General features: G+C 37.0%; 13 protein-coding genes and 2 riboswitches. Of the genes, 3 read left to right on the top strand and 10 right to left on the bottom strand.

All coding sequences use genetic code 11. From position 1 onward, the window contains the following. Nucleotides 1-884: 884 nt before the first annotated feature. The 3 genes from thiT to IEX29_RS07355 form a co-directional block, all read right to left on the bottom strand. Complete coding sequence (gene thiT / locus IEX29_RS07365; protein ID WP_188733806.1) at nucleotides 885-1,472, bottom strand: energy-coupled thiamine transporter ThiT; 588 nt, start codon at nucleotides 1,470-1,472, stop codon at nucleotides 885-887. A 149-nt stretch (nucleotides 1,473-1,621) separates the two neighbouring features. Further along, nucleotides 1,622-1,726: riboswitch (TPP riboswitch) on the bottom strand. A 61-nt stretch (nucleotides 1,727-1,787) separates the two neighbouring features. Then, nucleotides 1,788-3,584, bottom strand: coding sequence for a M3 family oligoendopeptidase (locus tag IEX29_RS07360; protein WP_188733805.1), 1,797 nt, complete (start codon nucleotides 3,582-3,584; stop codon nucleotides 1,788-1,790). Nucleotides 3,585-3,709: 125 nt separating this feature from the next. Next, nucleotides 3,710-3,934: a phage holin gene (locus IEX29_RS07355; RefSeq protein ID WP_188733804.1), complete on the bottom strand. Its 225-nt coding sequence runs from the start codon at nucleotides 3,932-3,934 to the stop codon at nucleotides 3,710-3,712. A 214-nt stretch (nucleotides 3,935-4,148) separates the two neighbouring features. On the opposite strand from IEX29_RS07355, the gene IEX29_RS07350 reads away from it, so the two are divergent. Then, nucleotides 4,149-4,682: a YceI family protein gene (locus tag IEX29_RS07350; protein ID WP_188733803.1), complete on the top strand. Its 534-nt coding sequence runs from the start codon at nucleotides 4,149-4,151 to the stop codon at nucleotides 4,680-4,682. Between the two features lie 59 nt (nucleotides 4,683-4,741). Here IEX29_RS07350 and IEX29_RS07345 read toward each other — a convergent pair whose 3' ends face one another. From IEX29_RS07345 to IEX29_RS07335, 3 genes are all read right to left on the bottom strand, one after another. After that, the gene (locus IEX29_RS07345) at nucleotides 4,742-5,614 is read right to left on the bottom strand and encodes a VanW family protein (protein WP_229720125.1); all 873 of its coding nucleotides are present in this window, start codon (nucleotides 5,612-5,614) and stop codon (nucleotides 4,742-4,744) included. A 317-nt stretch (nucleotides 5,615-5,931) separates the two neighbouring features. Continuing rightward, nucleotides 5,932-7,140, bottom strand: coding sequence for an NAD(P)/FAD-dependent oxidoreductase (locus tag IEX29_RS07340; protein WP_188733802.1), 1,209 nt, complete (start codon nucleotides 7,138-7,140; stop codon nucleotides 5,932-5,934). A gap of 208 nt (nucleotides 7,141-7,348) precedes the next feature. Further along, nucleotides 7,349-8,230 carry a hypothetical protein gene (locus IEX29_RS07335; protein ID WP_188733801.1) on the bottom strand — a complete coding sequence of 294 codons (882 nt, stop codon included), beginning with the start codon at nucleotides 8,228-8,230 and terminating at the stop codon, nucleotides 7,349-7,351. A 318-nt stretch (nucleotides 8,231-8,548) separates the two neighbouring features. After that, nucleotides 8,549-8,653: riboswitch (SAM riboswitch) on the top strand. 79 nt (nucleotides 8,654-8,732) lie between these two features. On the opposite strand from IEX29_RS07335, the gene IEX29_RS07330 reads away from it, so the two are divergent. Further along, nucleotides 8,733-9,839: a methionine biosynthesis PLP-dependent protein gene (locus tag IEX29_RS07330; protein ID WP_188733800.1), complete on the top strand. Its 1,107-nt coding sequence runs from the start codon at nucleotides 8,733-8,735 to the stop codon at nucleotides 9,837-9,839. A 250-nt stretch (nucleotides 9,840-10,089) separates the two neighbouring features. On the opposite strand, the gene spx is transcribed toward IEX29_RS07330, so the two are convergent. Further along, complete coding sequence (spx, locus tag IEX29_RS07325; RefSeq protein ID WP_147207997.1) at nucleotides 10,090-10,497, bottom strand: transcriptional regulator Spx; 408 nt, start codon at nucleotides 10,495-10,497, stop codon at nucleotides 10,090-10,092. A 243-nt stretch (nucleotides 10,498-10,740) separates the two neighbouring features. Beyond that, the gene (gene dacB / locus IEX29_RS07320; RefSeq protein ID WP_188733799.1) at nucleotides 10,741-12,105 is read right to left on the bottom strand and encodes a D-alanyl-D-alanine carboxypeptidase/D-alanyl-D-alanine endopeptidase; all 1,365 of its coding nucleotides are present in this window, start codon (nucleotides 12,103-12,105) and stop codon (nucleotides 10,741-10,743) included. 137 nt (nucleotides 12,106-12,242) lie between these two features. Here dacB and IEX29_RS07315 point away from each other — a divergent pair, with 137 nt between their 5' ends. After that, a complete protein-coding gene (locus IEX29_RS07315; protein ID WP_188733798.1) occupies nucleotides 12,243-12,338 on the top strand; it encodes a YjcZ family sporulation protein in 96 nt (31 codons plus the stop codon). 201 nt (nucleotides 12,339-12,539) lie between these two features. Here IEX29_RS07315 and IEX29_RS07310 read toward each other — a convergent pair whose 3' ends face one another. Both IEX29_RS07310 and IEX29_RS07305 read right to left on the bottom strand, forming a co-directional pair. Continuing rightward, nucleotides 12,540-12,755: a twin-arginine translocase TatA/TatE family subunit gene (locus IEX29_RS07310; RefSeq protein WP_188733797.1), complete on the bottom strand. Its 216-nt coding sequence runs from the start codon at nucleotides 12,753-12,755 to the stop codon at nucleotides 12,540-12,542. A 77-nt stretch (nucleotides 12,756-12,832) separates the two neighbouring features. After that, nucleotides 12,833-14,449, bottom strand: coding sequence for a M20/M25/M40 family metallo-hydrolase (locus tag IEX29_RS07305; RefSeq protein WP_188733796.1), 1,617 nt, complete (start codon nucleotides 14,447-14,449; stop codon nucleotides 12,833-12,835). Between the last annotated feature and the right edge of the window lie 469 nt (nucleotides 14,450-14,918).

The raw sequence follows: 14,918 nt of genomic DNA, 5'->3' as shown, positions 1-14,918 counted from the left end.
TTACCAGGAGAACTTAAATAGCCTGACACCGTTAGAATACCGGTATCAGACTGTTGCATAGATTTTTGTTTTTTTACTGTCTACTTGACAGGGTGCAGTTCACCGCTGCGGCGGACCGTTTTGCTTTCCTAGGGGCATGCTCTTCAGCTAACTTTTGCCAAGAAGAGCACTTGGCAAAAGTGGATCTTCAGATGATGCTATTCCCTCAGGAGTCAAAACGGTCCGCCTTCGCTAGAAGGATGTTCTATACTGTTTAATACAGCTGATCCAATAGAAATTAGACTAGCAAAGAACATATTTTTCGTGGTGCATATAAAAATGTCGCATCATGATTACTTTCTGTTCATGAAAGCTATTCCCGATATTTACAATTCATGCCGTATCTTCATTTAAATTGCCAAATTAACCATTTGAAACACTAAAATGATCTTTTCATCAAGCAAAAAACGGTTATTTCCAGCTTCATCAGGTTATGATTTCTGTCATTCGCTGTAGAAGCCTAACTGAGCGCAGACCAACCACGCAGACTCCTATGGGAACAGGGCGAGCTGAAGATCCACTTGAAAAGCGGTTTTCTTTTCAAGTTAGCTGAAGCCGTCCCCATGGAAAGCGGAGTGGTTGGTCGGAGCGGCGTTATACACAATTTTCATTTCAATAGAAGGATGATTTTACAACATACAAGCAGGATAAATGATGGACATGTTCAAATAGTAAGGTATATATGCTTCTCCTCAAGTCCGAAAATTAAGTTATTTAAATATATTTCTGTTATTCTTTACAAAAAAATCCTGAAGCGATAAATGCTGCAGGATTTTTTGTGTGAGGGAGTTTTCCAAAGTATAATTTGTTAAAAAGCTAATTCGTGGCTGCTTTTCTCTTTTATTTTAAATTTTTCCTGTTAATGTTCTCGGCTGCTTGTAGAATAGAAGAAACACAATAATTAGACTTAGTATAAAAGACGGGATCATATAAGATGAATTATAAATTAATGAGTAGAGCCAGGCCGGCTGCCCGTCTACTGCAGATCCGAAGAAAACCATTCCTGCAATATAATGACAAACAAAACGTGCAGCAGATCCTAAAAATACTCCAATTAAAATATAAGAAAAAGCTTTCTTCATCTGCTTACCTTTTATACTTTCCATAACCTGTTTAGAGACTATTCCGGCCAGGCCGACAACAGTAAATGCTAATCCATACTCAATAATCCCCTGTACTGGATGCATAATGAATGCCGTCCCTGTTGCAACCTGTAAAACGCCCCAAAGAAACCCGGATAAAAGACCGCCTTTAAGCCCCCAGCGAAAAGCAACAATAAAAATAGGAATCATTGCAAAAGAAACGGACCCGCCCTGCGGCCACAGCTTAAACCCTATCGGTAAAATATCCAGTAATAATGCAAGCGCAGTAAATATTGCTACCTCAACTAAAAATAATGTTTTATTTTTCAATTTCTTCTCCCCCAAATACATGACGCTATGCCAAAATCAAATTGCAGTTTTCTCATAGCCTCAACAGTCTTTTTTACACAACAAAAAAGTAATGCCAAGGGAGTCTTCTTGATGGCGACATTCTTAAGATACAGAACATCTAAAACTCCGCTCACACATTACTTTTATATCCATCAAAAAGTCCACAATCCCTACGCCAGCGCTAACTGACAGGTTCAAAGGGTCAGAACATGAATCATGTTCACTCTCAGCCAATGGCTCCCCTTGCAGGCTTTTTTTATTCACTTTTTTGTATAAATTCAGTATAAATCACTTTTCAGTAAATCGCAATAGCTTCTATAACTTTTGAAGTTTCCTGGACAATTCTAAAAATGTCTGGACATCTTGTTCACAGATTTCTATTGCATTTTCCCAGAAATCAGGTTTTGTCAAGTCAACCTGCAGATGTTTTTCAGCAAGCTCTTCAACTGTCAATCGGCCTGTATCTCTTAACAAAGCAGTATATTTTTCTTCAAAGTCTCCTTCGTATTCCTGTGCATATGCATAGATTCCCTGGCTGAATAAATAACCAAAGGTATAAGGGAAATTGTAAAATGGCACACCGGTAATATGAAAATGCAGCTTGGATGCCCAGAAATGCGGATCATATTCTGACAGATTGTTACAATATGCTTCTTTTTGTGCCTCTACCATAAGCTCATTTAATCTGTCTGTGCTTACCATTCCTTGCTTACGTTCTTCATAGAATTGCTTTTCAAATAAGAATCGTGCATGGATATTCATAAAGAAAGCGATACTGCGCGACACTTTATCCTCCAGCAGTGTCAGTTTTTCTTCGTCTGTTTTAGCCATTTTAACAGATGCATCAGCTATAATCATTTCAGCAAAGGTAGAAGCAGTTTCTGCCACATTCATCGCATAGCCTTGATTTAAGCCGTTCACATCATTCATCACATACTGATGATAGCCATGTCCCAGCTCATGAGCCAATGTAGCTATATTAGAAGGAGTGCCTGAATAGGTCATAAAGATACGCGTCTGTTCGCTGGCAGGAAAGCTTGTACAGAATCCGCCCGGGCGTTTTCCTGCCCGATCTTCTGCTTCAATCCAGCGTTTTTCAAATGCCATTTGCGCGAAATCAGCCATTTGTGGACTAAAGCCGCGGAACTGTTCAACGATAAAAGCAGCTCCCTCGTCATAGCTTTTCTTCTCGACCTTTGATTGGATAGGAGCGTTCACATCAAAAATACTTAATTGATCCAAATTTAATAGAGACGCTTTTTGATTTAAGTATTCTACAAATAAAGGCTTATGCTTCTCGATCGCTCCCCACATAGCATTTAATGTTTCTTCCTTCATCCTGTTCTTTTCCAACGGCTCTTTTAAAACATTATCCCACCCATAATGCTTATATGTTTGCAGCCGAAAACCGGCCAAGTGATTTAAAGTTTGTCCAAATAAGTCTTCATTATCTTTCCAGGCCTTGCTTATTTGCCTGTATACATATTCCCTCTGTTCACGGTCTGGTGTTGATAATTTATTAGAAGCCTGTCCGACAGAATAACTTTGTGTTTCTCCGTCTTCGGTAATATCGATTTTCATGTTGCCGACAATGGTACTATACATCTGATTCCACGCATGATATCCATCGACGGCTAAATCACCGATTAAAATTTCTTCATTTTTAGATAATTGTTCGCGTGCCCGTTCTCTTCTTTCCGTCAATATAAATTTAAGAGGTTTTATCGCTTCCTGATCTAATAACATATCCCAGTTTGCTTCTGTTACCGCTCCAAGCTTTTGATCGATTATTTTTGTCAAAGCACTGCTTGAAGCCTGTACTTGAGCTGCCTCAGCAACATATAAAGCAGCCTGTTTATCTGTTACATCCTGCGCACTTAAACAGCTGATGTATGCCCCCATTTCACGTGATCTCTTTGTTAAAAGCTCTAATTTTTCTAAAATTATCTCCCAGGCTTCTGTTTCCCCATTAGCATCTAAGTGATTAGCTTCTACGGTTAATTCTGCAATATTTCTCTTTACCTCATTCACAAATTGGCGAAATTCCTCTGAGTTACTTTGTCCAGGAAAAATAACATCTAAATCCCATGTTGGCTGTAGTTTTTGACCCATTAACATCTCTCCCTTTTTTTATTCTATTATCTAATATTTAGTATACCGAAATTTATAAAAGGAAGCATTAAAAAAGCCTGTAAAGAAAATATTTTTTACAGGCATTATCTCTATTTATATTTGTACTATTTCTTTTTCTTCTTATTCTTTTTCTTTTTCGGCTTCGCCATATATGCTTTCTTCCGTCTCATCCAAGCAATGAGAACAGTGATGATTGTAAATATGGCAGATAATAATTGTTCTATAATGGTACTATCGATAAGCATTGGTGACTTACCTAATAGCACAAAAACTTGGTTTGTTGCAGCGATAATCACGGCAATTATACTAATCATAGTACCTTTGTCCACTTTTTGCCCCCTCCTTTACAACCCTTATATATTATTATTAAAAAAACAGGTGTTTGGAAACGGCGTAAACCTTTAGAAGTTTAATCCTGTATGCATTTGGGTACAGTATATATGTATTTAAAATATTTTTAATTAAAGATACTTGACTTTCTTAATTTATTATTTTACACTAAGTAACATAAAGTAAGTAACTATTTTTTAGGAGGATTTAATAATGGCAAAAATTAATTGGACAGTAGACAAAGCGCATAGTGAAGTAGGCTTTTCTGTAAAGCATATGATGATTTCAAAAGCAAAGGGTACTTTCGATAATTTTGATGCAAAAATCAGTGCTGACGCTGAGGATTTAACAGATGCTGATATTGAAGTAACAATTGATGTAGCAAGCATCAATACTCGTAATAACGATCGTGATAACCATCTTCGTTCTGCAGACTTCTTTGATGCAGAGAATTATCCAAATATCACATTTACTGCAAAAGATATTAAAAAATCCGGCGATGACTATGAAGTTGCCGGCGATTTAACAATAAAAGGAACTACAAAATCTGCTATTTTTAAAGTAACATTTGAAGGTCAAAGTAAAGACCCAATGGGCGGCGGCATTGTTGCAGGATTCAGCGGCTCTACAAGTATTAACCGTAAAGAATTTGGCTTAACATGGAATGCTTCCCTTGAAACTGGTGGCGTTCTTGTTGGAGAAGACGTAAAAATTAACTTCGAATTAGAATTGCAGAAAGCTGAATAATACAAAATAGCTTTAGCTGATAAACAAGTAAGGCTCTGATTTTATTCTCAACGGTAAAATCAGGGCTTTTTTGCTTGAAAAAGTGTGGCATCATTACTTGTATAGATGGCTACCGTCATTTCTCCTCCTATAGTTCTCGCTTGAATAAGCACAGGTTGATTAAATTTATTCCGGAACGCAAAATCAGGCCCCCACCAGCTTACAGTCGCATCTCTTCCCTTTGGAACATATGGAACCTCCCTGCTGTGTGCATAGCGCTCTGTGATTTCAATTCCTTGAAGATCTACTGCATTGAATAATGTCGATGATACTTGACAAATCCCTCCGCCAATATCTTCACTAAACTCCCCTTTTACAATAACAGGAGCTGGCAGATAACCTCTTTCCCTTGTTCTTTCCCCGACAACTTCATTAAAAGAAAAATGCTCGCCCGGGAAAATAACTGTATTATTAATTGCGTCTGCAGCAAGCTCAATATTACGCGTTCTTTCTATATTTCCTTTTCTGAACCTTGTCGTAAAACGATTTAACTCTTTCTCTTTAATTTCTTTTAAAAGCTCTTCATTGACTCGTGCCGGGATTTTTTGCTTCGGTACATGTAAACGCCGGTTATCTGCTCCGCTATAGTAAAATTCATTAATCAGTGTATGAAACTGGTTTACATCCAGCGCTAATCCTGGTTTTTCCTTTACAATCTCTCCATTTTTAGCAATATAAGCATTTTCCGGTTTTTGATAGACCTGTTTTTGCATATATTTTGTTAAATCCTCAATGTCATTCCAATTTAATAACGCCTCATCCATTTCAAATATATAGGGCTTTAAATCAATAAGCCAGGAATCATTCTGTTCATCATAAAGCTCCATGACTGAAGCATGAGATATATGAGGAAATATAAGAAATAAAAATAATAGCAGTACAATCATTCGCATCTTAACACACCCCTTTAGTGTTATTATGTTTGGGATGTTTTATTTCTATACAGTGAATAAAGTTGGAATTATTGTTTCGTTAAGGAAAAGGACACTTATCTTTACTAAAAAACCACAAAAAAAATGCCGGGAATCTATCCCGGCAATTTTTTCGAACTTATCTAAAGTCCCTGTTATCTTCTAAATATTCACTCGCAACACGGTAACCTACCAATGCTGTCAAAGCAAGTAAAACATAGCAAAATAAATTCTTCATATTTCTTACCTCCTGTGGAGTATTTTATCGAATACAGCGATTAGGCCTGTCATCCTATTATTTAGAAAGGACGGAATTTACCTTTTTTAAGTAACGTTTTTGCACCACCGACTAAGAATAGAGAACGGTCATCAACAACTTTCTTCATTGCTGCCGCTGCTTTACCACTCAGTTTTTTACCGTCAAGTACGTTTCCGATACCATCAGATAAACCAAGAGATGCAACTGTACCTTTGTTAGAGTAAACAAAATCAGTAACAACTTCATCGCGGATCAGGGCAACAATGTTGTCAGCAGCTTTTGCTCCTTCTTGAACAGCTAACTGACCAGTTGGTGGGAATGGTCTGCCACTTTCCGGATCCATTGTCCAAGAGCAATCTCCAAGGATAAAGATATTTTCTTCACCTTCTGGACGAAGATCTAATCCAACATTTACTTTTCCTTTAAATAATTCAAAACCTGAATCAGCCAATACCGGGTTACCCATTACTCCACCCGTCCAAACAATTGTACCAGCTTTAATTAATTCGTTATCTTCACCTACAACAAATCCATCTTCTGTACATTCTTTGATTGCAGTACCAATACGGAATTCAACACCACGATTTTCTAAAGATTGCTTTCCGTAAGCAACCAAGTCTTCGTCGAACATAGGTAAAATAGATGGCATTGCCTCTACGTTAATAATTCTTGCTTTGCTGCGGTCAATATCATATTTTTTGCATAGTTCAGGTACTTTATCCGCAAGTTCACCGACAAACTCAATACCAGTAAAACCACCGCCGCCAACAACAATTGTAAGCTGCTCATCACGCTTTTCCTCGCTTGAAGAATACTGCGCAAATTGATACTCAATATGTTCAGCAATTAAACGGCTTGAATCAATATCTGTGATTGCATAAGCGTTATCTTCCATACCCGGAATTCCAAATGAATTGGATACAAATCCAAGCGCAAACACAAGATAATCATAAGCAACTTCACTATTTTCTAATACAACACGTTTGTCTTCACGCTTCACTTCTGTAACGGTATCATAGATTAAGCGTACACGTTTAGGATTAACAACATCTGTCAACATAAAACGGGCCTGGTTCGGGCTGATCGTACCCGCTGCAACCTCATGTAACCATGTACTTTCATAATGATAATTATGTTTGTTAATTAAAACAATCTCAGCTTCTTCAGCAGAAAGCTGTTGAGTTAAACGTCTTGTTGCAACTAATCCAGCATAGCCTGCACCAAGCACAACTACTTTTGGTTTACTCATAATTCATCTTCCATCCTTTCTATACTTCCATAAATAAAATGTAATTTAATAACGAACTATCCTATAATAAATAGTCACTGCAATTAATATAATATCAAATTTTGTTAAAATAGGCTAATATTCGTTGTAATTTCTTAAAAAAATCTCTTTTTGTCTTTTTTTGTTTTCGATTATATTCAAGTTTTAAGAAGAGAAGAGGTATATTTATTTACTCAGAATAAGCAGCCGTGGCTACATTCTTATTGTCATTATCTTTAGGGTTCTTATCTTTTTCCGGCTCCTGATCATGCTCATCATCTTCCTTTTCCTCACCGTCAGCCTGATCTCCATCTTCCTTATCCTCTTCAACCTGGTCAGGGTCATCACTATTTCCCTGCTCACTTTCATCTGTGCCTTCCTCTTCTTTCCCACCATTATCTACATTATTTTCTTTATCCTCTGGCGGATTTTTATTTTCTTTTCCAGTTTCCTCTGTGTCCTCTTTTGAAGACTCAGAATCAGAATCATTTGATCCGGAAGATGACCCACTTTCTTCAGATTGTGGCTTGCTGCCAGACGCTTTGGAGCTTTGATAACGACCAGCTTCTGAATTTTCATTTTTATTCTTCTTTTCATCGCCGGCAGTATATTTTTCACTTGAATGATTATTATTTTGATCATTCTCTTCAGTCTGTGCTTGATTGCTTTCATGTTTTGTTATCTGTGAAGACGACTCTTCTCCGGAAGCTGAATAGGTTTTACTCTTCCCTTCCGTTTCCCGCTTTGCCTCACTCTTATCATTAATTTCTGTTTTTTGAGCAGTTTGCGTACTTTCCTGCACTTCTGCTTCGTTATCCTGAGAGCTATCATGATAATTTAAATCGACAGTCTGATAAATTTGCTGATTATTTGATAACAATTTATTTTCCCAGGAATTTGTGAAAAGCTCTACACTTTCATCAGTTTGTCCATTTGCAGCTTCTCCGACCCTGGTATCCAGCTCCATCTGGTATTGCGTGGAGCGATTTCCATTATAAATCCCTATACCTACAATAATGATACAACCTGCTAACATACAAATGTTAACCCATAACAGCTTTTTTTTACGCATATATCTTCTTCCTTTATATATTTTTTTCAACTAATTCATTTTCACCCTTTTTATTTCAGACCTTCACAATCTTTCATACGTGTCTAATTTACAAATCATTATTCATAAAATACTATCACTACCATTGTAATCTTCCTATGATACCTTTTCAAATACTTTTCGCTTTTTTTTGAATACTGCTTCCCTGTTATTCGCTATCCTATAGAGCAAACGCCTGTTATGACTGAAGTCTGCTTTTAAACATTATTCAAAATAAAACTTGATTTTTTTTCCTGGCTCTTGTACAGTAAACGTAATTATAAATGAATAAAATTTTAATTCTTATCCAGAGAGACGGAGGGACTGGCCCGATGATGTCTCAGCAACCAGCTTGAAACAGCAAGGTGCTAATTCCAGGAGGGTCTATCCCTTTAAAGATAAGAAGCGTATGATACGGATGTTATACCCTTCTTATTCCTAAAATTAAGAAGGGTTTTTTATTTTTAAGGAGGCTGAAGGAAAGATGAAAAAAATAGAAACTGCGTTAGTACAGCTAGGTAACAAAACAGATAAGCGGACAGGAGCAATAAATCCTCCTATTTACATGTCAACAGCCTATCAGCATCAGGGAATCGGACATTCCACCGGCTATGATTATTCCCGCACCAAAAGTCCAACCAGATCTGTATTAGAGGAAGGATTTGCAAAATTAGAAGAAGGGGATGCTGCCTTTGCCTGCAGTTCAGGCATGGCTGCTATTCAATTAATCCTTTCCTCTCTTTTTCGTCATGGAGATCATCTTATTGCTACGAAAGATATTTATGGCGGTACTTATCGAATTTTTGACCATTTTGAAAAAGCATATAATATTTCTGTAACCTATGATGAGTGTCAGGATATCTCGGAAACGGAACAATGTATTACCGACAATACGAAAGCGATCTTTTTAGAAACACCAACGAATCCTTTACTTCAGGAAGTAGATATTGAAAAATACTCGAAACTGGCCAAAAAATATGATCTGCTGCTTATTGTCGATAATACATTTTTAACCCCTTATCTGCAGCAGCCTATTACGCTTGGCGCAGATATTGTCGTTCATAGTGCAACGAAATATATCGGGGGTCATAATGATGTACTGGCAGGTATTGTGGTTACCAAAAGTCCGGCACTATCTGAAAAAATATTTGAAATGCATAACGCTTCCGGCGCAACATTATCTGCGTCAGACTGCTGGCTTCTTATCAGAGGGTTAAAAACACTTGCACTTCGTATGCAGCGTCACGAGGAAAACGCAAAGCAAATTGCGGATTATTTACAAAAGCATCCGGCAATCCGCCAGGTTTATTATCCTAATAAAGGTGGTATGCTCTCTTTTTGTTTAGCAGATCCAAATCATGTAAGGTCATTTTTAGCTAATCTAAATCTAATTGTATTTGCCGAAAGTTTGGGCGGGGTAGAAAGCTTTATTACCTATCCCACTACACAAACACATGCTGATATGCCGGAAGAAGAGAGAAATAAACGGGGAATTGGTAATGATCTTCTTCGTTTCTCTGTAGGAATTGAAGATGCAGGGGATATAATAGCAGATATTGAACAAGCGTTGCAGGATGGCGGGGAAAAATAAAAAACAAAACTCTACTCAAAAAGCCCCCGCTCTTCTCCCAGGAAATTAAGCTGATGCTTTCATTATCCGCACTGGCAAAGAGTGTTACATTGTAATAAATGAGTTACAAAAACGAGGCAGCCTCAACTTGAGACTGCCCCGTATTTTTCTTTATAAAGAAAACCTATTCTTTTTCATAGTCTGTTCAAATTTTAAAAACATACGCTGTTCTGTAGTATGTTCCAATATTTAAAGTTAATTTAAGGTTTATTTAACCTTTTATCAATCCTAAATCTACCTTCCATTGTAACCATTGAAGCTGCCGTGTTTTCCTAGGTAAAAATTGACGAATATCCTCCTCGTGATAACCGACCTGGAATCTTTTTTCATCAACCAGAATCGGACTTTTCAGCAGTCTCGGATACTTATGGATTAATTTTAGTAAGGTTTGTAAAGGAAGCTCCTCTACATTCAAATTTAGTTCTTTGTAAATTTTAGAACGGGTTGAAAGAATTTCATCCGTACCTTCTACAGTCATTTGTAAAATATTTTTCAATTCCTCAATAGTCAATGGTTGGTGTAAAATATTACGTTCCTTATATGCAATCCCATGTTTGCGAAACCACTGTCTCGCTTTTCTTGTAGATGAGCAAGATACTCCGTAAATATGCACTGTCATATCCATTCTCCTTATTATTTGACATATTCATTACAAGAATCAAATTGATAATGTTTGAAATGACAACTATTTTTTAGCTTTTTCATTTCATTAATCTATCTTAGATACAACTTTAGCATGGAAATGTGGTAAAACTATGGTAAGGCCATGAAAAAAACATAAAATGAAGCTTAATTTATATACAATATCCAAATTTCTAAGCAGTATATTTGTCCATATCCCTGATTTATCAACACTTTTACCTTAAACCCAATTTTCTATTTCAGTCAATACAGTGATTAATTCATCCTCCAGTTCTTTCCCTTTATCTTCATCTAATAAATGATTAAATAAAATGGAAAAAATAAGCCGCTCTCCATTTACGTTCGTTAAATAACCTGAAAGTGTGCTGGTTCCTTCAATAGTACCTGTTTTCGCCTGAACATCTAAACCTTTCATCCGCTTCCTTAATGTCCCGCCGACCATTTTATCTTCTTCTCCTGCTACCGGTAAACTCTTTAAAAATACAGGAAACCAGTTTTCCTCCTGTATTTCAAAAAGTAACTGTGTTAATTCTTCAGCTGGAATAAAGTTAGCAGCTGAAATTCCAGAACCATCCTTTAATTGAATAGTATCCAGATTTATACGATACGGAGCTAAATTTTCTTTTACTGCCGCTATGCCAGATTCCCATGAACCGTCATCATACATAATACGCCCTAATTCTTTTGTAAGCATCTCACCTATCCCATTATTGCTCAGCTTCATAAATGGAATTAAAATACTGGATAATGGCAAGGACGACTGTCTGTAAATACATTCTGCCTCTGTTTTTATCTTTCCTCTTTTTATTTGACCTTCCAAAACAATCCCAGTGCTTTTAAAAATATGCCGGATTGTTTTTGCAATATAATTATCAATATCTTTGATAGCCATATATACTTCTTGTTTTCCTTCTTTGATTCCTATTTTCCCGGATATTAAAAAATGATTTTCATCATTAATTCGTTTTACAATCAGTTCTTCTTCATCAGCCTCCTCAACTGTTATTGCTTCATTGGTTATCGAAATTCCTTCAGCATGCGGGAAAATATCTACAGTTGGAGGTTGATTATTTGTCTCCGGTTCTATCGTAAGCTTAATGGCATTCGTATCATAATCTGAATCTGGGACAATCGTTAAAGCAGAGACCTCTGCCCCATACGCAAATTGCTGATCCTTCCATATTAAATCTTCTGACCACCGAATATCGTCATACCAGCTGTCATCAAGAATAAAATCCCCTAAAATATGTCTGATGCCTTGTTGCTTTATAGAAGCTGCAAATTGCATATAATCCTTTAACTGTAAGGTTGGATCTCCTTTTCCAACTAAATATATATTTCCATGGCAGCATTTATTTTCTATTTCTCCATCGTAATATATGCCAGTTTGAAATGTATAATCTGGACCCAGCTTTCTCAAAGCAGCAACAGCTGTCAGTATTTTTAAATTGGAGGCCGGCTGAAGACGTGCGGAAGCAAAATAATTGTACAAACTCGTTCCACTTGTGCTGGAGCGGACATGGAGCCCTAGAATGCCTCCTTCATTTTTACATTTATTTATTAAAAAATTATCCAGCTTCTTCATTGATTTCACCTCAAATTACAGAATATGTGTATCTGAGATTAATTCGATATTCGTAGGTTAAATTCCTTTTTTCTAGTCAAATACCCTCTCAAACAGAAAAGCATTTCATATATTAACCTTACAGGGGGTGTAAATAAATGAGCAGTTATAATGAATTTGGCGGAGGTTTTGCACTGCTGGTAGTCTTATTCATATTATTAATTATTGTAGGTACTTCCTATTGGGGATGCTAATGACACCATGGTAATCAAAATTTTTCCTCCTCTTCTCTATGATTAACCAGCTATTTTGCGTGCAATTAGCTTGTATAAACAGATCGTGATTATGAACGCTTGTAAAGATACTCTGCAAAGCCTCTTTACAAGCAATTTTTATGTTTATTTTCAAATAAAAAAAGGCGCGTGATTTAAACATCAAACGGCGCCTTGTACTTCTTATTTTGTTGAGTTGTTTCCTGATTCATCATTATTCTCTTGCAGTTCGTTCTTTTTGTCTTCCTCAGACATTATATTATTTGCTGAATTTTTGAATTCCCTTAAGGTTTGTCCGGCTGCCTTCCCGATTTCCGGAAGCTTTTTAGGACCGAAAATAATTAAAGCAAGTACAACAATCAAGATCAAACCTGGAATACCTATATTTGCTGGACTCATGGAACTACACCTCCATTCTGATTTTATTATAAAGCATTTCCTTCTATTTTATAATGGGTAAATCAATAAAAATATGACTAATTGTCTTCTTTTTGTGAAATTTGCAGAATGAGCTGACGAATTAAATATGGAAATTGCTCAAAGGCATTGGTTATATGCAGCCTTTCTGTCCTTTTATGCGCATCATGACCAAATGGCCCTACATTTAAAACAGGTGCGTTCAGTTCACGCATGGACGAAAACGGTAATTCATAGGAGTCACCCCAGACTGGTGTATTTTCTTCATAAACCTGTAAATCCGTATCACTTCCCTGGTAATTGACATAGCTCAAATCACAAATACCATTTAAGAAATGGCTCCTTTTTATCTCTAATTGAAATTTCTTTTTCGCTTCTCCTTCTACAAAGTCCACACAAAATTCTACAAAAGGGTTTCCACTGGAATTCACAGACGGATAAAAGGGCGGTGCAAATAAAATTACAATTGCAGGTGCGAGCTCCTGACAATGAATCATTAAACTATCTGTAATCCGCAGCGATTTTTCTCTGTCATCATATTCATCATTATAATGAATATCTTTTTTCAATTCTTCAATAAATTCTTCGCCCAATTTATCCTTAGCATACTCCAATAACTCACTATAGGCAATTACTTTGACATGCCCAATCGGCTGTACCTGATTATCTTTACATATCTGTTTATACCGTTCATTGCATTGTAATGCTGCTTTTTTTGCAGTCTGCTCAAATAATGCGAAGGCTTCCTCAACAGTCCTCTCTAAAAGAAAAATATTATATAAAGCTGAAGAACGATATGGTGTTTGTGTAGAATAGCGCAGCCGTAAATCGGTTTGCTGCAGTGTAACGGGCAGCGGAGCAGTTTCTTCCAGCGCCGTTTCCTGAAAAATCGGATTCCATTCCATCTCTCTTGTTAAAAATGAAGATATAAATGGGGACGTCATTCCGCTTAAAGGCTCCCCGGCATGCGTTTCCTTTCCATAAAATAAAGCTCCCCCCAGTATCTTTCCAATCGTTCCGCTATAAATATAGTGAGTGTTATCTTTGGGATTATGCCTAAAGGTCGGCTCACTATTTAAAAACAGAGTATAGGTTATATTATGCTGTTTCTGTAAATCAATAAGTGCAGGTATTGCATAGCGCATCCCAGCGGAATTCACCTCTTCATCCGGGACTGTCAATAGAACCAAATTAATCGGCCACTCCTCTATACTTGCCTGTTCAATCAAGCTCATATGCATGACAAGACCCATCTTCATATCCATTGTTCCGCGTCCAAATAAGAAATCTCCAGATTCAATATCTGCACGAATATCTCTTGTAAAGGTATCCTTTTGTTCCAAATATACTTTGGTAAGCTCCTCCGGCTGTGTAGCAAGCGGCTCTAAGGAACCGTATTCCTCCGTATTTACTGTATCGAAATGACTAATTAAACAAATTGTTTGCCTGGCATCCGGATGTTTATATAAAGCAGTTAAAAGCTTACGACGCTGATCTGCCTCATGTAAATTTAAGTAAGAAGGATTTTTATGAAAATAATCTAAATCTTGAAGCTTTGCATACAACTTTCTGGGAAACTGTTTTTCTCCTTCTGAAAGACTGATACTTTTCCAGGTGACAAGCTCATTTAGCAGCTGCCGCAATTGACCGGCACTGTTCCATTGAAATTTACTCACTAAAAACCCCCGCCTCTCTCTCAACATTACTTTCTATTATACCAGCAATTGAATGCGTTTACATTATTTACAGTTATTCTCTTTTTTAAGAATTTACATTTGCAAGCTAGATAACAGTTCAGCCTGCCGGAAAAAATATGATATGATTTATATAAGTTGAACTTATATACTATCCATGCTGTGTGCTGTGGCATAATTTTAATTGCCAAATCAACCATTTGAAACGCTAAAATGATCTATTCATCAAGCAAAAAGCGATGATTTCCTACAACTCCATCAGGATATGATTTCTGTCATTCGCTGTAGAAGCCTAACTAAGCGCAGACCAACCACGTAGACTCCTATGGGAACAGGGCGAGCTGAAGATCCACTTGAAAAGCGGGTTTCTTTTCAAGTTAGCTGAAGCCGTCCCCATGGCAGACTAAAATCGCAACGTCCTGTTGCAACGTCTGCACTAGTACGTCCTGTA

It is taken from the genome of Oceanobacillus neutriphilus (genome assembly GCF_014645515.1).
Classification (GTDB): Bacteria; Bacillota; Bacilli; order Bacillales; family Amphibacillaceae; genus Oceanobacillus; species Oceanobacillus neutriphilus.
This window is presented reverse-complemented; position numbering and strand designations above follow the sequence as displayed.

Excerpts from the sequence above, each read along its gene's own strand:
- thiT (WP_188733806.1), bottom strand. The coding sequence starts at position 1,472 with ATGTATTTGGGGGAGAAGAAATTGAAAAATAAAACATTATTTTTAGTT.
- IEX29_RS07360 (WP_188733805.1), bottom strand. The coding sequence starts at position 3,584 with ATGGGTCAAAAACTACAGCCAACATGGGATTTAGATGTTATTTTTCCT.
- IEX29_RS07350 (WP_188733803.1), top strand. The coding sequence starts at position 4,149 with ATGGCAAAAATTAATTGGACAGTAGACAAAGCGCATAGTGAAGTAGGC.
- IEX29_RS07345 (WP_229720125.1), bottom strand. The coding sequence starts at position 5,614 with ATGCGAATGATTGTACTGCTATTATTTTTATTTCTTATATTTCCTCAT.
- IEX29_RS07340 (WP_188733802.1), bottom strand. The coding sequence starts at position 7,140 with ATGAGTAAACCAAAAGTAGTTGTGCTTGGTGCAGGCTATGCTGGATTA.
- IEX29_RS07335 (WP_188733801.1), bottom strand. The coding sequence starts at position 8,230 with ATGCGTAAAAAAAAGCTGTTATGGGTTAACATTTGTATGTTAGCAGGT.
- IEX29_RS07330 (WP_188733800.1), top strand. The coding sequence starts at position 8,733 with ATGAAAAAAATAGAAACTGCGTTAGTACAGCTAGGTAACAAAACAGAT.
- spx (WP_147207997.1), bottom strand. The coding sequence starts at position 10,497 with ATGACAGTGCATATTTACGGAGTATCTTGCTCATCTACAAGAAAAGCG.
- dacB (WP_188733799.1), bottom strand. The coding sequence starts at position 12,105 with ATGAAGAAGCTGGATAATTTTTTAATAAATAAATGTAAAAATGAAGGA.
- IEX29_RS07315 (WP_188733798.1), top strand. The coding sequence starts at position 12,243 with ATGAGCAGTTATAATGAATTTGGCGGAGGTTTTGCACTGCTGGTAGTC.
- IEX29_RS07310 (WP_188733797.1), bottom strand. The coding sequence starts at position 12,755 with ATGAGTCCAGCAAATATAGGTATTCCAGGTTTGATCTTGATTGTTGTA.